This window comes from Oceanobacillus alkalisoli, from assembly GCF_022213125.1.
GTDB lineage: Bacteria > Bacillota > Bacilli > Bacillales > Amphibacillaceae > Oceanobacillus > Oceanobacillus alkalisoli.
The window spans coordinates 1-17053 of the sequence record NZ_JAKNRA010000006.1 but is presented as its reverse complement, the minus strand read 5'-3'; the positions used below and the strand labels follow the sequence as shown (position 1 = coordinate 17053).

Sequence of the window (17053 nt, the reverse complement as noted above, 5' to 3'; positions counted from 1 at the left end):
ATGAGAAACCTTTACAAACTATTTGAAAAGCTAACGGGTATACAACTAACTTTATTAGTTGCGAGTATTCTTTGGGGAAAGACGGTAATCGTCTCCTTCGTCGGTTTTAATCTTAGCAATCATTCCATTTTTGATAGTTTTTTAATTTTGACAGGTTCCATTGGCTCTCTTTTACTCGCGATGGGTTTCAGTTTTTATTTTGGACAAAAGGTAAATAAATTTATTTTGTTCGGACTATTATTAGTAGGTACAGGAGTGCTTTACGGGGATCTGCTGTATTATCGATTTTATAATGATTTTGTTACATTACCGGTTCTTTTTCAGTTCGATAATGTTGGTGGTTTGAGTGCCAGTACGTTAGAACTGATGAGCTGGTGGGATATTTTATTATTCGTTGATTTATTTATAATTGGTTCGTTCCTATTTAGAAAGAAATCTGATATAACCGTACCGAAACAGAGAAAAAGAAAGTATGTGATGGTCAGTACTTCTTTTATTATGATAACTATTTGTTTCGCTCTAATAAAATCGGTACATATTTTTTCCGAGTCTTATGACCGGGAACAGATGGTTAAATCAATCGGTTTATTAAATTACCATTTATATGATATAGCGTTAAGCATTAAAGCACCCTTACAACCGCTTATTGTTACAGAAGCAGATGCTGATGTACTTGAAGATTACACGCAACCAAAAAGTTCGGAACGAATGGATTTATTCGGAGTAGCGGAAGGGAGAAATATTATCCTCATAACCTTGGAATCTATGCAAAACTTTGTGATTGATCATAAAGTGAACGGAGAAGAAGTTACGCCATTTCTAAATGAATTAATTAAAGATAGCTTTTATTTCCCTCAAATTTATGACCAAACAGCACAGGGAAAGACATCTGATGCAGAATTGATGATTGATACGAGTCTTTATCCATTGGCAAGTGGATCTGTTTTTGTAAGAAAACCTGAAAATACTTTTAATAGTCTGCCGCATCTGTTAAAAGAAAACAAGGATTATTATTCAGCAGTTTTTCATGGAAATGATCGAACGTTTTGGAATCGTGATGTCATGTATGAATCCCTTGGATACGATAAATTTTACTCTAAAGAGGATTATACGGTGACAGAGGCAACTTCTATTAACTATGGAATAAAAGATATACCGTTCTTTAAGCAATCGATTCCTTATTTAGAGGATCTACCCAAACCGTATTATGCCAAATTGATTACCTTGACGAATCACTTTCCTTTCTTGTTGGATGAGGAGGATATTTTTATCGATGAAGCAGACACAGGGGAAGATGTCGTGAATCGCTATATTACGACAGTTCGTTATTTGGATCAATCGATTGAACTGTTTTTTGATAAATTAAAGGAAGCAGGTATGTACGAAAATGCAGTGTTTGTTCTAGTAGGTGATCACTATGGCATTTCTGAAAAATATGAGAAAGGTTTAAGTGAATTATTAGATGAGGAAATAAATATAGCGAATCATATGAAACAGCAACAAGTTCCTTTAATCATCCATATACCTGGTCAAGCGGGAGAAACGATTACGGCACAAGGAGGGATAATCGATATACGTCCAACACTTCTCCATCTATTAGGAATTAGTGCTGATCATCATTATTCATTTGGGCATAATCTATTCACAAGGGATCGTAGCCATCCGGTTATTTTTCGAGATGGAAGTTTTTTGTCAGAGGATTATATTTATAAAAATAATATTTGTTACCGCAAAGAAGATGGAGAGGTTGTAAATACGAAGAATTGTGAAGTGTATGCGGATGTGGCAAGACAAGAGTTGTCTTTATCCGATCATATTATCTTTGGGGATTTGTTACGGTTCACATATGATTAATGATGTATTAAGTTGCAATGCAAAGAAAAACCCCCTGAAATAGTGATTTCAAGGGGGTTGATACTTTTAATTTGATAAGATAGATATTAACGAGAGTAGAACTCAACGATAAGAGATTCGTTAATCTCTGCTGGAAGTTCAGAACGCTCTGGGTAACGAGTGTATGAACCTTCTACGTTGTCTGCGTTGAAAGTTGTGTACTCTGGTACGAAGCTGTTCACTTCGATTGCTTCTTTCACGATGTCAAGCTCTCTTGAACGCTCGCGTAAGCCGATTGTTTGACCAGGAGTAACCGTGTAAGATGGAATATCTACACGACGGCCATCAACTAGAACGTGACCATGGTTTACAAGCTGACGAGCTTGTTTGCGTGTACGAGCAAGACCTAAACGGTAAACAAGGTTATCAAGACGAGATTCAAGTAAGATCATGAAGTTCTCACCATGGATCCCTTTCATTTTACCTGCTTTGTTGAATAGGTTACGGAATTGACGCTCGTTTAATCCGTACATATAACGTAATTTTTGCTTCTCTTGAAGCTGAAGACCATATTCAGATAGCTTTTTTCTTTGGTTCGGACCATGTTGTCCAGGAGCGTAAGGGCGCTTATCTAATTCCTTACCTGTTCCAGTTAATGAAATGCCAAAACGACGTGATTTCTTCCATACAGGACCTGTATAGCGTGCCATAGACATTTCCTCCTTTGATTTTATTTTTGCATAAAAATAAATCACCACGTCAACCACACTGGCTAGTTTGTTTTCTTGTACCATCGCTCCAGCAGCAGAGAGTTACACGATACGCCCTTATATCTGTATAAGGAACAAACTAGTTGCAATGCATTGAACGCAAAGGCTACCTTAAATTTACACAAAGTATATTATATTATTTAATAGTGAAAAAGTCAACGAAAAATATAATTTTTTTAAGAATAACGAACTTTCATCGTCAATTAATTTAAAAGACCTACTTCAAGGTGATGTTATTGTAAAATTTGACTGTCATACATAGGAAGACAGAACTATTTCGCGTATAATATAGTTGAAAGGCAGCATTACATCTTAATGAAATAAATATAGGTGATATAAATGAAAGAAAATCACGAATTACAGCTTCTATACTATGATATTATTACGATATGCTCAAACAGGAAAGATTGGATAATGAGCTTATAGAAAAAATGCTCCGAAGACTAAGCGAATACCTCGAAACGGATTATCTTGCACTTTACCTTCACTTTGAAACGACTAATTCTTTGCGGTTACTTGCTTCTGTTTCTCATTTGAAGCAGTATGAGCCAGAGGAGTTTATTTCAAATAAGGACCTCATTGCAGATCATTTCTTCAAAGGGAAGAAGCCGGAATACGTTCGCTTTATTCCGATACAACTGGAAAAGTCTTCCGTATTATTTCTTCTCTATGATAAGCCTGTATCCCTCACGGAACAAGTCCTCCTTCAATTACGGGAAAAAACTGAAAAAGCTTTTTCCATCGTTGAGCGCATATGGAACAAGATGCTTCAACAAAAATATAATACACTATTACTCGATACAAGTATGAAAATGTTAATGGCACATGATAAAAGCGAAGTCTTACATCAGATGGTCGAGGCTTTGGAAAGTGTCTATCAAGATTATTCATTCCATCTTATTTTAACACTGGAATATGGAGCGACTTCAACTCTACCAATTAAAATATTAAAATACTCAGACACATTGCCGATGCCAGTTAGCACCGAAGTATTTATGACAGGAAAGTTTCAAATAGAAGTGGAGTCAGAGCAAGGGATAAAAACCGTCTATGCACCAATTGCGGGAGAGCAAAGTGTGTATGGTGTGCTTGAACTCATCGTGCCGATCACTGATTATTTTCCATTACAGGAACAGCAGTTTATCGAGGAGTTTGCATTTTTATCCGGGAAAGCATTGGAAAAAACGATGCTGTATGAGGACTCTCTTAGTCAGGTTTCCGAGCTTACTTTATTAAATAATACGATCCATGATTTAAATGCTGCGTTGAAATTAGAGGAGTTAACGGAGCTAATTCGGAAGCAAATTATGAAAATAACGGGCGCTACAGAAGTTGGTTTTATTTATTTTGATGAAAAGTCAGACAAAGACTTTGATATCTTAACCGGCAGTACCGCTTTATTTCAAGGAATTCAAGGTCAGCAATTGGCAAATGAATATAAAGTTAAAATTATGAAGACAAGAGAAGCGATTTTTACCGGTAATGCAACGGAATTAGAAAAATACGGCTATCAATCGGTTATGGTAATTCCGATGGTTTATTCTGGATTAAGTATGGGTTTTGCAATTGTTTTACATAAAAACGCTTATTATTTCGGTTTTGAGAATTTTAAGCTGATTGTGTCGTTGATGCAACATTCTGCTTTAGCCATTTCGAATACGATTTTAAAAGAAAGATTGCAAACAACCGTTATTACGGATTACCTGACTCAAGTTTATACACGGCGTTATTTAGAAGAGACAATCAACGATCACGAAGAGAATGGGGCAACTGGGGTACTGCTGCTTTTTGACATTGATAACTTTAAGTCAGTGAATGATACATATGGTCATCATGTCGGCGATAGAGTATTGAAACAAACTGCATCAGTAATGGAAAAAGCAATTGGTAACGACGGGGTTGTAGCAAGATGGGGCGGGGAGGAGTTTGCTGTATACTTGCCGGAACTAGCATTAAGAGATGCTCAGCGATCTGCTGGTAAAATTCGAGAGCAAATCCCTTTAGGAACCGACCCTTCTATTACGGTTTCTTGTGGTATTTCCAGTTGGTATAGGGGGGAGCATGTCACGCAGGAAAGCTTATTCAAACGAGCAGATCAAGCTTTATACCAAGCAAAATCAAAAGGGAAAAATCGCATACTAACACTTTGATCCACTCTCTGCTGAAGACACAAATGTTTTGGTTTATTCACAAAAAAACAAGCAGCTTCCAATAAAGCTGCTCGTTTTTTTGCCTATAAATACGTTATTAGTGCTTCGACATATTTTTCCAGATAGTGTTGATCGGTTTCATCGAAGCGATTTTTGATTGGGCTATCGATATCTAAAACACCATAAATTTCACCGTTCCGTATAATAGGTACAACGATTTCGGAATTACTTGCAGCATCGCAAGCAATATGCCCAGGGAATGCATGGACGTCTGGAACGAGTTGGGTTTCCTTATCTTTAATTGCTGTGCCACAAACACCTTTTCCATATGGTATTCGTATACAAGCCGGTAATCCTTGGAATGGGCCGAGGACTAGTTCATCATTTTTCCAAAGATAGAATCCGACCCAGTTTACTTGATCAAGAAACTGGTTCAATAAGCTTGACGCATTAGCAAGTAAAGCAGTCTCGTCTTTTTCCCCCTCTGAAAGTGCATGCAATTGCTTAATTAATAATTCATATGCTTCGGTTCGTTCTGTTGAATAACTGAGTTGTTGAAACATCATATTCCTCCTCATTTTTCGTTATACTAAATGCCTGATTGAATAGACTTGAGCTTTCTGCTTCGTTTCCAGTAAGATAGAGATATATGTTTTTTCGGCGCAGTTCGACATGCGTAAAATTTCTGTCGAACGAAAGTTACAGGATTTCAAGCAAATTTGTCGTAATGGATAGGTAAGGAGCTGATTATAGTGAAGAAAAATCTGTCCAAACAAAAAGTAATCCATGCTGCTTCCTCTTTATTTTTCCAAAAAGGTTTCCACGGCACGTCCGTTCGGGACATCGCTCAAAGGGCCAAAGTGAATGTATCTTCCGTTAGTTATTATTTTAACGGGAAACAAGGTCTGCTCGAATATGCCGTAACTAAATATTATGAAGAATACTTGGAAACAATAGAAGCCATTTTGAAAGCAACAGAGAATTGGTCTGCGATTGATCGGCTAAACGAATTGATTTTCACAATTATACAATACAAGCAATCAAAACTTCAATTGACTTGTTTCATTCAGCGCGAACTAACTCTTGATTCGATATTTGTCCGTGAAATGACCATCACCTATCTTGCTAAAGAGAATTTTCATATCCGTACGGCGTTTTTCAATGTGTTAGCAGGAAAGAAACTGCCTGGGGATGAAAGGGATTATTTACTCATGCAGCTAAAGGGGATGTTGATTACACCATATATTTTACATAACGAATGGAAAGATAGGGTGATTGGTGATTACTCGCATGAGGTTTTTGTGAAAAAATATGTGGCAACTATCCAAAATTGGCTGAAATTTATTGTCGAAAATGAAGATGTTTCCGACAAATTTCAGGGAAAGTAATAAAAATTAGACAAAATTTTCTTTTTCTTAGCCAAAGTAACTGATTACATGCTATATTAATACTATATCATAACAGATTTGAATGAAATGTAATTTAAATACATGTTAGAGGTTGTTCAAAAAGTCCGGTAAAAATGAGACTTCGAACTTCTGTGTAGGCTCGCCTTTCCGCTCCTCATGTACCCATCGATGTACATTCCGGTGCGAGGAGCTTTCGCCGCCTGGAATTTCGACGCACAGGACGTGTTAGTGTCAGCGTTGCAACAGGACGTTGCGTACTTAGCCGCCCTCGGTCCTTTTTATCATCCTTTTTGAACACATACTGTTAATTGTATAAATCCTCTTGTTGAAATGGGGCTAGGAGGTACGCTATGGAAATATTCATTGGAATTATTTTGGCAATCATTGTATTAATCGTCATCGGTTTAATATTACGGAAGCGCGTGTACGACCAAGTAGATCGTCTGGAAGCGTGGAAGTTGGATATAATGGGGAGAAACGTAGCCGGTGAACTTAGTAAAATTAAAAATCTCACCCTATCTGGTGAAACACAAGTGAAATTTGAAGCGTGGAAGGAACGCTGGGACTATATCGTAAGTAAAGAGCTTGCTGATATTGAAGAGCATTTACTTGATGCAGAGGATGCAGCAGATAAGTTTCGGATTTCTAAAGCGAAGAAAGTATTGAAGGAGACAGAGGGTATTCTTCAATCGATTGAAGGAAGTATCGATAGTATCTTATCTGAGCTTGAGGAATTACTCGAATCCGAAAAATCGAGCAGAATGGAAGTAGAAGAGGTAGAACCGGCAATTAGAGAGCTGCGCAGGCAAATATCGCAAAATCGTTACCAGTATGCGAAAGCAGATCGTTATTTCGATGAACAGCTTGATAAGCTGGAAGAAGAGTTAGAGAACTACCATGAAGAAAGTGCTGCTGGAAATTATATGGAAGCCAAAAAAATTGTTGATGAGTTGAAGGACGAGCTAGAGGAACTGGATGAGAAGGTTCATGCTTTCCCTGAAGTTTATAAGAAAGCGAAACATGAACTCTCTACTCAACTGGATCAACTGCTTTCCGGAATGAAAGAAATGAAGGAAGGTGGCTTTTATATCGAGCACCTTGATTTTGAAAACGAAGTTCGTACATATCAGGAAAGAATTACGGATGTAATGACTTTGCTTGAGGAAGGTAATTTAGAGGAAGGCAAGAAGAATCTGGATGAAATGGAAGAAAGAATTACCGAAATGTATGAGTTGCTCGAAGAAGAAGCATTAGCGAAGAATTATCTGGATCAAAATGTCCCATCCTACAAAGAAGCGGTAACTGCATTACATACATCCTTTATCGAAACAAAGGAAGAAGTTGAGGAGTTAAGGAAGGCTTATTATGTAAAAGATGAAGAGCTGGAAAAGTTCCTTGCAGTTGATAGAAAAGCTCAAGCATTGAACAATGAATTGACGGAAGTACTTGCGAGCTTTGAAGAAAATGACGCTGCGCATAGTGAGTTACGCAGAAGAGTTGAAATCAGCCTGGAACAAATCGATGACTTGAAAGAAAAGCATGATACGTTTAAAGAAGCAATTCAAACATTAAGAAAAGATGAATTGCTTGCAAAAGATAAATTGTCTGAGATGCATCATCAAATTAAAGAGTTGCATCGTCGCTTGCGTAAAAGCAATATCCCTGGAGTACCGACCTTTATATGGACAAGTCTGGAAGAGACACAGCAAAGAAATAAAAAAGTATTAGAAACGCTTGACCAGCACCCATTGGACACAGGGGCCGTTCACCGGTCATTGCTAGAGGCAGAAAATGCGATTGAACAAGCTGAGGAACAAATCGATATGATGCTTGACCAGGCATACTTAACGGAACGAGTCATTCAATATGCCAACCGCTACCGAAGTAAAAATCCATTACTTGCCGCTGAACTTGTGGAAGCAGAACGATTATTCCGGTCGTATGAATATGAACTATCTTTAGAAAAAGCTGCAAAAGCAATTGAACAAGTCGAACCAGGTGCCTTAAAACGCATCGAAGAAACCCAACTTGTCATGAATGATTAATTACAAAGCAGGCTGTATAAAAAGGTTTTCCTTTTATACAGCCTTTCATTATGTGAAAAAGTCCCCTGCTATGCTTCATAGACCACGTATATGTCCCCATCTTGAACCTGAAAGAACTGCTCATCGTTTTCATTCAGCGTAAGTGCCCGAAACTCACTTCTGGAGGTCCGGCAAGCCTCCTCGCGCTATCGCGCTGCGGGGTCTCGCCAGGCCTATCCTCCCGCAGGAGTCTCGAGGTGTTTGGACTGCTACCAGGAAAAACCTAATTTGGAACATTATTTATTATTCCAAAGATATGATTTTATCGTGACAAGACACTGGAATAAATGCTATTAATAATAATTATCTCAACCAGTTCAGTTGCCCGGTGGACGGTGACTCCTGCGGGAACAGCACGAGCCTTGAGACCCCACAGGGCGGTAGCCCGAGGAGCTCTAGCAGTGCCTAAGGATGCGCATCCGTCCACTGGGAACTGAACGGCGGTTAGAGAGCGAACCATGAGAACGTGCAAGACACTTACGCTGAATGAAAGTAAATAGCTGCTATAAGTAGAATGAACTCCGGGGATTCTATAAAATCAGTAAAGGTATCCCTTTTTGTTTCTGCTGCGAAACGGAGAAGTTTCTTTGAATAATTAAGCAAAGGGCTTGTTTTTTATAGCTGGATGCAGTACGATTCTTAAGGAATTATTTGGCGTAAATCAAAATCAATATAGAATAAACAATAAGAAAGGAGGAATTTGATGATTTATTTGGATAATAGTGCAACGACGATTCCAGATCCATCCGTCATCGAAAGTTTCCAAAAAACAACAGAGAAGTTTTTTGCAAATCCGTCATCGATCCACCAACTTGGCGGTGCGACAGAGAAGCTTCTACATGCTGCTAAACAGCAAGCAGCATCGCTCCTGCAAGTTGAGCCAAATGAAATCATATTTACTTCAGGTGGTACGGAAGGGAATAACATTGCAATTAAAGGGATTGCGTTAGAACATCAAAATCGCGGCAAACATATTATTACAACAGCAACGGAACATCCTTCTGTTGATGAGGCTTGTCATAGTCTTGAAAGCTTAGGATTTGAAGTGACGGTTCTTCCAGTAGATGAAGAAGGACGGGTTCATGTGAATGATGTGAAAGAGGCGATTCGAAATGATACGATATTAGTTAGTGTCATGCATGTGAACAATGAACTTGGCACTATTCAACCGATTGAGGAAATTGGAAAATTATTAAGCAATTATCCGAAATTATATTTTCATGTAGATGCAGTTCAAAGTCTTGGTAAGGTTCCGCTCGATATTCAAAGGTCACGGATCGATTTATGCAGCTTTTCCGGACATAAAATCCATGGCTTAAAAGGAACCGGAATTTTATATGTCAATAAACAAACCTCGCTTTTCCCGCTATTTCACGGAGGTGGACAGGAAAATGGCCTTCGTTCTGGTACAGAGAATGTTGCTGGGGCTGTTTCGATGGGGCGTGCATTACGCTTAATAAAAGAAAAACAGCAAAACGAAACGAGTCATTTACAGCTGATGCATGATTTTTTATGGGAAAAGTTAGAAAATATGGACGGTGTTCAGATCAATAGTCCGAAAAACGGAGCCCCGCATATTCTTAACTTGTCCGTGCCACGCATCAAGCCGGAAGTGATGATTCATATGCTCGGGGAGAAGGGGATTTATATCTCTACGAAGTCCGCTTGTTCTTCAAAAGAGAAAGATGAGAGCAAAGTCCTCGCTGCCTGTGGATTACCAAGGGAGATCGCAGTTTCTGGATTAAGAATTAGCTTGTCTTATAACAATACACAAGAAGAAATGGAACGTTTTGTCGTTTCATTAGAAGAGGCAATACATGAATTTAAGGAAGTTTTGAGGTAGATAACCATGCAATATGATCATATATTAATACGTTACGGAGAAATGGCATTAAAAGGAAAGAACATTCGGAGCTTTATCCAAGCCCTCCAGGAGAACCTTCAAGTTAAACTAAAAGATTTCCAAAATGCAAAAGTAAAGCGAACGCAAGGCAGAATGTTCGTGCTCTTAAACGGACATGAGCCAGAACCGATTATCGAGATTTGCAGAAAAGTATTTGGAATTCATAGTCTATCCCTTGCATTTAAAGTGGAAAATGATATTGAAAAAATAAAGGAAGCGACACTGGAAGCATTGAAAAAAGCAAATGCTCGGACATTTAAAGTGGCAGCAAAACGAGTGGATAAAAATTTCTCTTATGGTTCACAAGAAATGAACCAGATACTAGGAGAACATCTCTTAGTGAATACGGAAGACTATACCGTTGACGTTCATGAACCGGATGTAGAAATAAAGGTGGAAGTGCGTCTTGAGGCAACATATATTACATCGGAAAATATTTCGGGAGCTGGTGGATTGCCTGTCGGAACTGCTGGTAAATCTCTTTTGCTGCTTTCTGGTGGGATTGATAGTCCAGTTGCAGGGTATCTCGCCATGAAGCGTGGTGTTCAGCTCGAAGCCATCCATTTCCATTCACCGCCATATACGAGTGAACGAGCAAGACAGAAGGTGCTTGATCTTACAAAGAAATTAGTCGGTTACGGAAAGTCGATTAAAGTTCATATCGTACCATTTACGAAATTACAACAGGAAATATTCCGCGAAATCCCAGATAGCTATGCGATGACGAGCATGCGCCGAATGATGTTCAAAATAGCTGAAGCAGTCTGTAAACAAGAAAATATTCTATCTCTCACGACAGGAGAGAATCTTGGACAAGTTGCAAGTCAAACAATGGAGAGCATGCACACAATTAATGAAGTGACAAACTATCCGGTTATTCGTCCGCTTGTAGCGATGGATAAGGCAGAGGTCGTGGATATATCAAAAGAGATTGATACCTATGATATTTCTATCCTGCCATATGAAGATTGCTGTACAATTTTTGTACCGAAGTCACCAAAGACGAAACCTCGCCGTGATAAAATCAATGCGATGGAAGCACGACATGATTTCAGGCCGTCCATTGAAGAAGCAATTGCAGGAATTGAAACAATCCATGTTACCGCTAAAAGGAAAGAAACCGAGTTTGAAGATTTATTATAAGAACACATGGTACACTTAGGAAGATTACCAGGAACTGTTAAGTTTAGTTGTGTATGATATTCCTCCAAGTAACACAATCTATAGTTACCAAGGAGGTGAGCTAACATGGCTAACAATAATTCTTCAAATCAATTAGTAGTCCCTGGTGCACAACAAGCGTTAGATCAAATGAAATATGAAATTGCTCAAGAGTTTGGTGTTTCACTTGGTGCTGACACAACTTCCCGTGCGAACGGTTCAGTTGGTGGCGAGATTACAAAACGTCTCGTAACAATGGCACAGCAACAGTTTAGCGGTCAATAAACAGTATAAGTGAATAACAAAAGCCTGCAATCAGGCAAAAAACAGGACGCAGATTTACGCTGCGTCCTGTTTTTATTCAGGTTAGATGATTACAAGAATGTCCGCCTCACCCGGTCCCAGAAAGAATTATTTTTTAATTTCACCGTTTTAATGGCCGTATCATTCATCTCAACTTGAAGAGAGGAGATTTTTCTTATTGGATGTGCTTCATTATCCAGACTAATAATCGGATGGTCATTACCTGTTGGCTGAACATTCAAGGTTAGCTGCCTGTCTTTACTTAAAACAAAAGAAGAGCCTAATGTCCGATATTGATTATTATTTAACGAAGCAACTTCTGAAACCTGATAGCTTGATATGAGTGGATCGATCACTGCACCAAATGCAGATTTGCTATATCCTGTACTTCCTGTTGGAGTGGAAACGATTAGGCCATCGCCACGGAATGTTTCGAAATAAACATCATCAATTAAAACGTCAATGACAATCGTTTTAACTATTGTAGAACGGATACTTACTTCATTTAAACAATGATATTCTGTTCCGTCGTTGATTCGAGCTTTAATTACAGGAAATCTACGCACTTCCAATTCTTCATGCATCAGACTGTGAAGCATTTCATCGAAATTATCAAGGTCAAAATCACAATACAGACCTGATTCACCGTCGCGCGTAATCCCGACATAAATGGCGTCCTGTCGGAAACCGCTTTTTCTTACTGCTTGTAGAAAAGCACCATCACCGCCAATACTTACAATAATACTTGCCTTATCCGGATGGTCGACAATCGCAAAGCCGTTATCTACAGCAATCGCTCCCAACGCGTCCACTTTTGCATCTGTTTCGTCATCTTTTAAATAATGGAAAAACAATTGATTTCGCTGCACCAATGTATGCGCCTCCCGTTGAAGTTCATAATTTTATCATATCATCCCATAATCGTATAATCCAATTATATTCATAATGATGATTAAAAAAATAATAATCGAACAAGCTAAAGAATAATCACTGGAAAAAGAAAAAGGAAGCATCCTTATGGTCTGGATTATATTTTTCTCCCTGCTATTGTTTCTATTTACCCTTTTTTTAATCCTTATCACTACTTTAAAGGTAAATATTGCATTTTCTTATCGATTCGAATTGACAGTCGTTCACAAACTCGACATTTTTCTGTCCGTCATGAACATTCTCCTATGGAAAAAATCGATTGATTTACCACGTTTAGAAGGCACAACAGAGTCAGGTAAGAACCATGCCTTACCTGAAGTCGATTGGAAGAAAATCATTCCGTTTATAAAAAAGATAGAGGTAAGAGAGCTTGAATGGGAGACAGGAATTGGCACTGGGGAAGCACATATTACTGGAATGATTTCCGGTTGGTTATGGGCATGTCAAGAGCTTGCGGTAAAAGTGGTGGAACAATATTGCACGGTTCTATCTAAACCAATCGTCGCTGTCGAGTCCTATTATCAAGGGGAAGGGTTATATTCACGACTGGACTGTATCTTTCGGTTACGTATACACACGTTTTTAAAAATCTATCGGATAATCAATGATCAAAAGTAAAGGATACGGAGGGAATTGTAATGGAAGATCATCCAATTCAAGGTTTAATGACAACGGCAATGGAGAGTCTGCAGTCTTTAGTAGAGACAAATACAATCATCGGGGATTCAATTGAAACTCCTGACGGAAGTACAATCATACCTGTATCAAAAGTAGGTTTTGGTTTCGCTGCAGGAGGAAGTGAGTTTAGCCCTCAGTCAACGGAAGGAGATGCTACTTTACCTTTTGGTGGCGGAAGTGGTGGCGGGGTTTCATTAACGCCAATTGCATTTCTCGTCGTCAAAAATGACGAGGTGAAGATGGTGCGCCTTGATCAGCATACACAGCTTTATGAAAAGTTTCTCGAAATGACCCCGCAAGTTTTCGATAGAGTAGAGAAGATGATGAAAGAAAAAGGATCTAACAAAGAAAAAAATGAAAAGGTGAAAAAGACAAATCCGCTAAATTTTGATATATAGAACGGATTTTCATTTGTGTGAGTTGCTCTTGTTATCCTCAATATGTTAACTAAAAGGGGATGAATACGGTAACACTAATTTTTCTCCCTTATTTCAAGTGAAAGATTGGACAACTGAATGAGGATTCTTCATAATAGAGACAAGAGAACTAAATTGGGAGGAAGGATAATAATGAAGCAAATTACATTCCATAATGATCCAGTCACTTTATTAGGAACTGAAGTGAAAGTTGGGGACGAGGCACCAAACTTTACTGTCCTATCAAATGATTTGAAGGAAGTTTCTTTAGATGATTATAAAGGAAAAGTCAAATTGATAAGTGTCGTGCCTTCCATTGATACCGGAGTATGCTCTGATCAGACGAAACGATTCAATGAAGAAGCGTCTAAGCTTGATAATGTCCACGTGTTAACGATTAGCATGGACTTGCCTTTCGCTCAAACGCGTTGGTGTGCAGCTGAAGGAGTTAAGAACTTGGACACATTATCCGACCATCGGGATGCTGATTTCGGTGAAAAATACGGTGTCTTGATTAAAGAGTTGCGCTTACTGACGAGGTCGATCTTCGTTGTTGATTCAAATGACAAAGTGACTTATGTAGAATATGTCGATGAAGTTTCAAGCCACCCTGACTATGACGCTGCTTTAGAAGCTGTGAAACAAGCGAAATAATCGAGATCTCTCTCTGGCGGGAGCCCGGGAGAGATTTTTCGTGGCGAAGGAAATTTTAAGATAAATGTAGTGAATAACTTATATTCTTAGCAATAGCCATGTCTGGCTCCAGCGCCCAGCAGCTATCAAACTTCACACTCCTTCAATCGATAAAGAAGACTTAGCCGTTTGGTCTTTGTGAGGCTTTGTCGCACTTATACCCTTGTAGTGAAAGTCAACATCAACTCACTGTCGTCGCCTGAGTTTCCTTTATCTCAAAAAGAAGAGTGGAAGTTCGATGTTGTTAAACGGGCGCTTGCGCCTTTGCTCTGTGAAATATATGCATGTTTGGAGGAAAGGAATGGAAAAGTCAACCGTAGAAGAACTTTTTAAATGGTTCGACGAGACAACTGAAATCATTCAAGCTCATGTGGATGAACCGTATTTAAACAGTCTTTCGGAAACAATGGACACTGTTTTTTACGAAACACCACATGAGAATTTTGATGATATTTTACGTAAAAAGTTAGACAACCAAATAGATAAATTCAAGAATATCAATCATTCCAAGCAAGATTTGAAAAAAGCAATTCAACTTGCTGCTTTAAACGGAATGAAAGGATCGGTTCAGGAACAACATGTGATGACTCCGGAATCTGTTGGTATGATTGTCGCTTATTTGGCAAATCAGTTGATGAGAAACAATAAACAGATCCGGCTTTTTGATCCGGCTGGTGGCACAGGGAATCTACTCTTTACCGTCATGGAACAGCTCGAGCAGGAGCTAAAAACTTATGCCAGTGAAGTCGACCCGACACTTATCCAGCTTGCAGTGAGCAGTGCCAATCTCCTAAAGCAGGAAATTGAATTTTTCCATCAGGACAGTCTTGCACCATTATTACTTGATCCAGTTGATTTGGTTGTAGCCGATCTTCCGGTAGGTTTTTATCCAGATGATATCCGGGCAGGGGACTATGAATTAAAAGCAGAAGAAGGACATTCCTATGCGCACCATTTATTCATTGAACAGAGCATGACCTACACAAAGGAAGCGGGGTACCTTATTTTTGTTGTGCCTGATTTTTTATTTGAGAGCGATCAGTCCGACCAATTGAACCGCTATCTGAAAGAGCATGCGCATATTGTCGGTGTCCTCCGTTTACCGGAATCAAGCTTCAAATCATCAAGGAATGTAAAAAGCATTTTAGTTCTTCAGAAAAAAGGGGTAAACACTAATAGTCCGAAGCAGCCGTTGCTGGTACAGCTGCCATCTTTAACGAGTCATAATGCGATGGCGGACATACTTGGACAAATGAATCGTTGGTTTCAAACTTATGAAAACTAAAATATTGATGGTGGAGTGATAGTATGAAAAACGTATTGGCTATTAACGCCGGAAGCTCATCTCTAAAGTTTCAATTAATTGAGATGCCTGAAGAAAAAGTATCTGCAATTGGATTAGTAGAACGAATTGGGTTAGCTGACTCGATCTTCCAAATCGAAGTAGATGGAAAAGAAGATAAGATAGTACAAGATATTCCAGATCATGAAGTAGCTGTCAAAATGCTTTTAGAAGCACTTATCAACACAGGAGTCATCCAGTCGTTTGATGAAATTGATGCAGTTGGTCACCGGGTTGTGCATGGTGGAGAACATTTCAGTGATTCCGTACGGATTACAGATGAAGTGATTGAGACAATTGAAAAAGTATCCGAATTGGCACCACTTCATAATCCAGCTAACTTAACTGGAATCCGTGCCTTCAAAGAAATTTTACCGGATGTACCGATGGTTGCTGTTTTTGATACAGCGTTCCATCAAACGATGCCAAAATCATCCTATGTATATAGCTTACCGAAGAATTATTATACAGACTACGGCATTCGTAAATATGGCTTCCATGGTACATCTCATAAATATGTATCCGAACGGGCAGCAGAATTAATCGGAGCACCGCTTGAAAGCCTAAGATTAATTACGTGCCATATTGGTAATGGAGCAAGTGTAACTGCTGTTCAAGGCGGAGAATCCATTGATACATCCATGGGCTTCACACCACTGGCAGGTGTAACAATGGGGACACGCTCAGGAGATATTGATCCGGCATTAATCCCATATATTATGGAAAAAACCGGAAAGTCAGCGGATGAAGTAATCAACGTACTGAATAAAGAAAGTGGAATGCTTGCTTTATCTGGTTTTTCCAGTGATTTACGTGATATTGAGGAACAATCTGAAACAAATGAGCGAGCAGAACTTGCACTAACCGTTTTTGCAGAGCGAATCCACAAATACCTTGGTTCTTATGCTGCGAAAATGTCAGGTGTTGACGCAATCATCTTTACAGCAGGAGTCGGCGAAAATAGTATTACAATGAGAGAGAAAATTTTAACAGGACTTGAGTTCATGGGTGTATATTGGGATCCGAAGCGGAATGATGTCCGTGGGAAAGAACAGTTCATCAACTACCCGCATTCCCCAGTAAAAGTCATTGTCATTCCGACGAATGAAGAAGTAATGATTGCTCGCGATACAATCAGATTAAGCGGTAATTAAAAAATAATGGGACAAGAGGATGTGTGATATGCTCCCTTTATAGTAGACAGAGAAATAATAAAAGATCTCTACTACTATAAAGGGAGTTTTTATTATGTCTGAGAAAGTAATGAAACACACATTGGATGAAAGGGTTCAAGCTGTATTGTGCGTGCTAGAGGGGGAGCTGCCTGATAGTATTGTTGCAAGAAAATACAATGTTAGCGACACTACCATTCATGCTTGGA

Annotated in this window: 15 protein-coding genes; 12 read left to right on the top strand and 3 right to left on the bottom strand. The window is 38.9% G+C overall.

The features are described from left to right. Positions 1-1854, top strand: a complete 1854-nt coding sequence (locus tag L3V42_RS09430; protein WP_238471862.1) for an LTA synthase family protein — start codon at positions 1-3, stop codon at positions 1852-1854. An 86-nt stretch (positions 1855-1940) separates the two neighbouring features. On the opposite strand, the gene rpsD is transcribed toward L3V42_RS09430, so the two are convergent. Then, the gene (rpsD, locus tag L3V42_RS09425; protein WP_235762441.1) at positions 1941-2543 is read right to left on the bottom strand and encodes a 30S ribosomal protein S4; all 603 of its coding nucleotides are present in this window, start codon (positions 2541-2543) and stop codon (positions 1941-1943) included. Positions 2544-3034: 491 nt separating this feature from the next. Here rpsD and L3V42_RS09420 point away from each other — a divergent pair, with 491 nt between their 5' ends. After that, positions 3035-4753: a sensor domain-containing diguanylate cyclase gene (locus tag L3V42_RS09420; RefSeq protein WP_238471861.1), complete on the top strand. Its 1719-nt coding sequence runs from the start codon at positions 3035-3037 to the stop codon at positions 4751-4753. A gap of 83 nt (positions 4754-4836) precedes the next feature. On the opposite strand, the gene L3V42_RS09415 is transcribed toward L3V42_RS09420, so the two are convergent. Then, complete coding sequence (locus L3V42_RS09415) at positions 4837-5316, bottom strand: free L-methionine (R)-S-oxide reductase MsrC (RefSeq protein ID WP_235762443.1); 480 nt, start codon at positions 5314-5316, stop codon at positions 4837-4839. Positions 5317-5505: 189 nt separating this feature from the next. Here L3V42_RS09415 and refZ point away from each other — a divergent pair, with 189 nt between their 5' ends. The 5 genes from refZ (at position 5506) to L3V42_RS09390 (ending at position 11595) form a co-directional block, all read left to right on the top strand. Beyond that, positions 5506-6141: a forespore capture DNA-binding protein RefZ gene (gene refZ / locus L3V42_RS09410; protein ID WP_235762444.1), complete on the top strand. Its 636-nt coding sequence runs from the start codon at positions 5506-5508 to the stop codon at positions 6139-6141. A 371-nt stretch (positions 6142-6512) separates the two neighbouring features. Beyond that, positions 6513-8207, top strand: coding sequence for a septation ring formation regulator EzrA (gene ezrA / locus L3V42_RS09405; protein ID WP_238471860.1), 1695 nt, complete (start codon positions 6513-6515; stop codon positions 8205-8207). Positions 8208-8949: 742 nt separating this feature from the next. Further along, positions 8950-10089 (top strand): cysteine desulfurase family protein, encoded by a 1140-nt coding sequence (locus L3V42_RS09400; protein ID WP_238471859.1) that lies wholly within the window; start codon positions 8950-8952, stop codon positions 10087-10089. Between the two features lie 6 nt (positions 10090-10095). Next, entirely contained in the window at positions 10096-11292 is a 1197-nt protein-coding gene (thiI, locus tag L3V42_RS09395) for a tRNA uracil 4-sulfurtransferase ThiI (protein ID WP_238471858.1), read from the top strand. Between the two features lie 105 nt (positions 11293-11397). Beyond that, the gene (locus L3V42_RS09390; protein WP_235762448.1) at positions 11398-11595 is read left to right on the top strand and encodes an alpha/beta-type small acid-soluble spore protein; all 198 of its coding nucleotides are present in this window, start codon (positions 11398-11400) and stop codon (positions 11593-11595) included. Positions 11596-11684: 89 nt separating this feature from the next. Here L3V42_RS09390 and L3V42_RS09385 read toward each other — a convergent pair whose 3' ends face one another. Next, entirely contained in the window at positions 11685-12485 is an 801-nt protein-coding gene (locus tag L3V42_RS09385) for an NAD kinase (RefSeq protein WP_235762449.1), read from the bottom strand. 145 nt (positions 12486-12630) lie between these two features. On the opposite strand from L3V42_RS09385, the gene L3V42_RS09380 reads away from it, so the two are divergent. From L3V42_RS09380 to L3V42_RS09360, 5 genes are all read left to right on the top strand, one after another. Next, a complete protein-coding gene (locus L3V42_RS09380; protein ID WP_238471857.1) occupies positions 12631-13161 on the top strand; it encodes a DUF2953 domain-containing protein in 531 nt (176 codons plus the stop codon). A gap of 20 nt (positions 13162-13181) precedes the next feature. Further along, positions 13182-13619, top strand: a complete 438-nt coding sequence (gene ytfJ, locus L3V42_RS09375; RefSeq protein ID WP_235762451.1) for a GerW family sporulation protein — start codon at positions 13182-13184, stop codon at positions 13617-13619. 171 nt (positions 13620-13790) lie between these two features. Beyond that, positions 13791-14291, top strand: a complete 501-nt coding sequence (tpx, locus tag L3V42_RS09370) for a thiol peroxidase (protein ID WP_235762452.1) — start codon at positions 13791-13793, stop codon at positions 14289-14291. 340 nt (positions 14292-14631) lie between these two features. Next, entirely contained in the window at positions 14632-15615 is a 984-nt protein-coding gene (locus L3V42_RS09365) for a class I SAM-dependent methyltransferase (protein ID WP_235762453.1), read from the top strand. A 23-nt stretch (positions 15616-15638) separates the two neighbouring features. Beyond that, on the top strand, positions 15639-16826 hold the full coding sequence (locus L3V42_RS09360) for an acetate kinase (protein WP_235762455.1): 1188 nt from the start codon (positions 15639-15641) through the stop codon (positions 16824-16826). The last annotated feature ends 227 nt before the right edge of the window (positions 16827-17053 follow it).

Bases quoted from the DNA above. Each gene is read 5' to 3' on its own strand.
- L3V42_RS09430 (WP_238471862.1), top strand. From the start codon at position 1: ATGAGAAACCTTTACAAACTATTTGAAAAGCTAACGGGTATACAACTA.
- rpsD (WP_235762441.1), bottom strand. From the start codon at position 2,543: ATGGCACGCTATACAGGTCCTGTATGGAAGAAATCACGTCGTTTTGGC.
- L3V42_RS09420 (WP_238471861.1), top strand. From the start codon at position 3,035: ATGCTCCGAAGACTAAGCGAATACCTCGAAACGGATTATCTTGCACTT.
- L3V42_RS09415 (WP_235762443.1), bottom strand. From the start codon at position 5,316: ATGTTTCAACAACTCAGTTATTCAACAGAACGAACCGAAGCATATGAA.
- ezrA (WP_238471860.1), top strand. From the start codon at position 6,513: ATGGAAATATTCATTGGAATTATTTTGGCAATCATTGTATTAATCGTC.
- L3V42_RS09400 (WP_238471859.1), top strand. From the start codon at position 8,950: ATGATTTATTTGGATAATAGTGCAACGACGATTCCAGATCCATCCGTC.
- thiI (WP_238471858.1), top strand. From the start codon at position 10,096: ATGCAATATGATCATATATTAATACGTTACGGAGAAATGGCATTAAAA.
- L3V42_RS09390 (WP_235762448.1), top strand. From the start codon at position 11,398: ATGGCTAACAATAATTCTTCAAATCAATTAGTAGTCCCTGGTGCACAA.
- L3V42_RS09380 (WP_238471857.1), top strand. From the start codon at position 12,631: ATGGTCTGGATTATATTTTTCTCCCTGCTATTGTTTCTATTTACCCTT.
- ytfJ (WP_235762451.1), top strand. From the start codon at position 13,182: ATGGAAGATCATCCAATTCAAGGTTTAATGACAACGGCAATGGAGAGT.
- tpx (WP_235762452.1), top strand. From the start codon at position 13,791: ATGAAGCAAATTACATTCCATAATGATCCAGTCACTTTATTAGGAACT.
- L3V42_RS09365 (WP_235762453.1), top strand. From the start codon at position 14,632: ATGGAAAAGTCAACCGTAGAAGAACTTTTTAAATGGTTCGACGAGACA.
- L3V42_RS09360 (WP_235762455.1), top strand. From the start codon at position 15,639: ATGAAAAACGTATTGGCTATTAACGCCGGAAGCTCATCTCTAAAGTTT.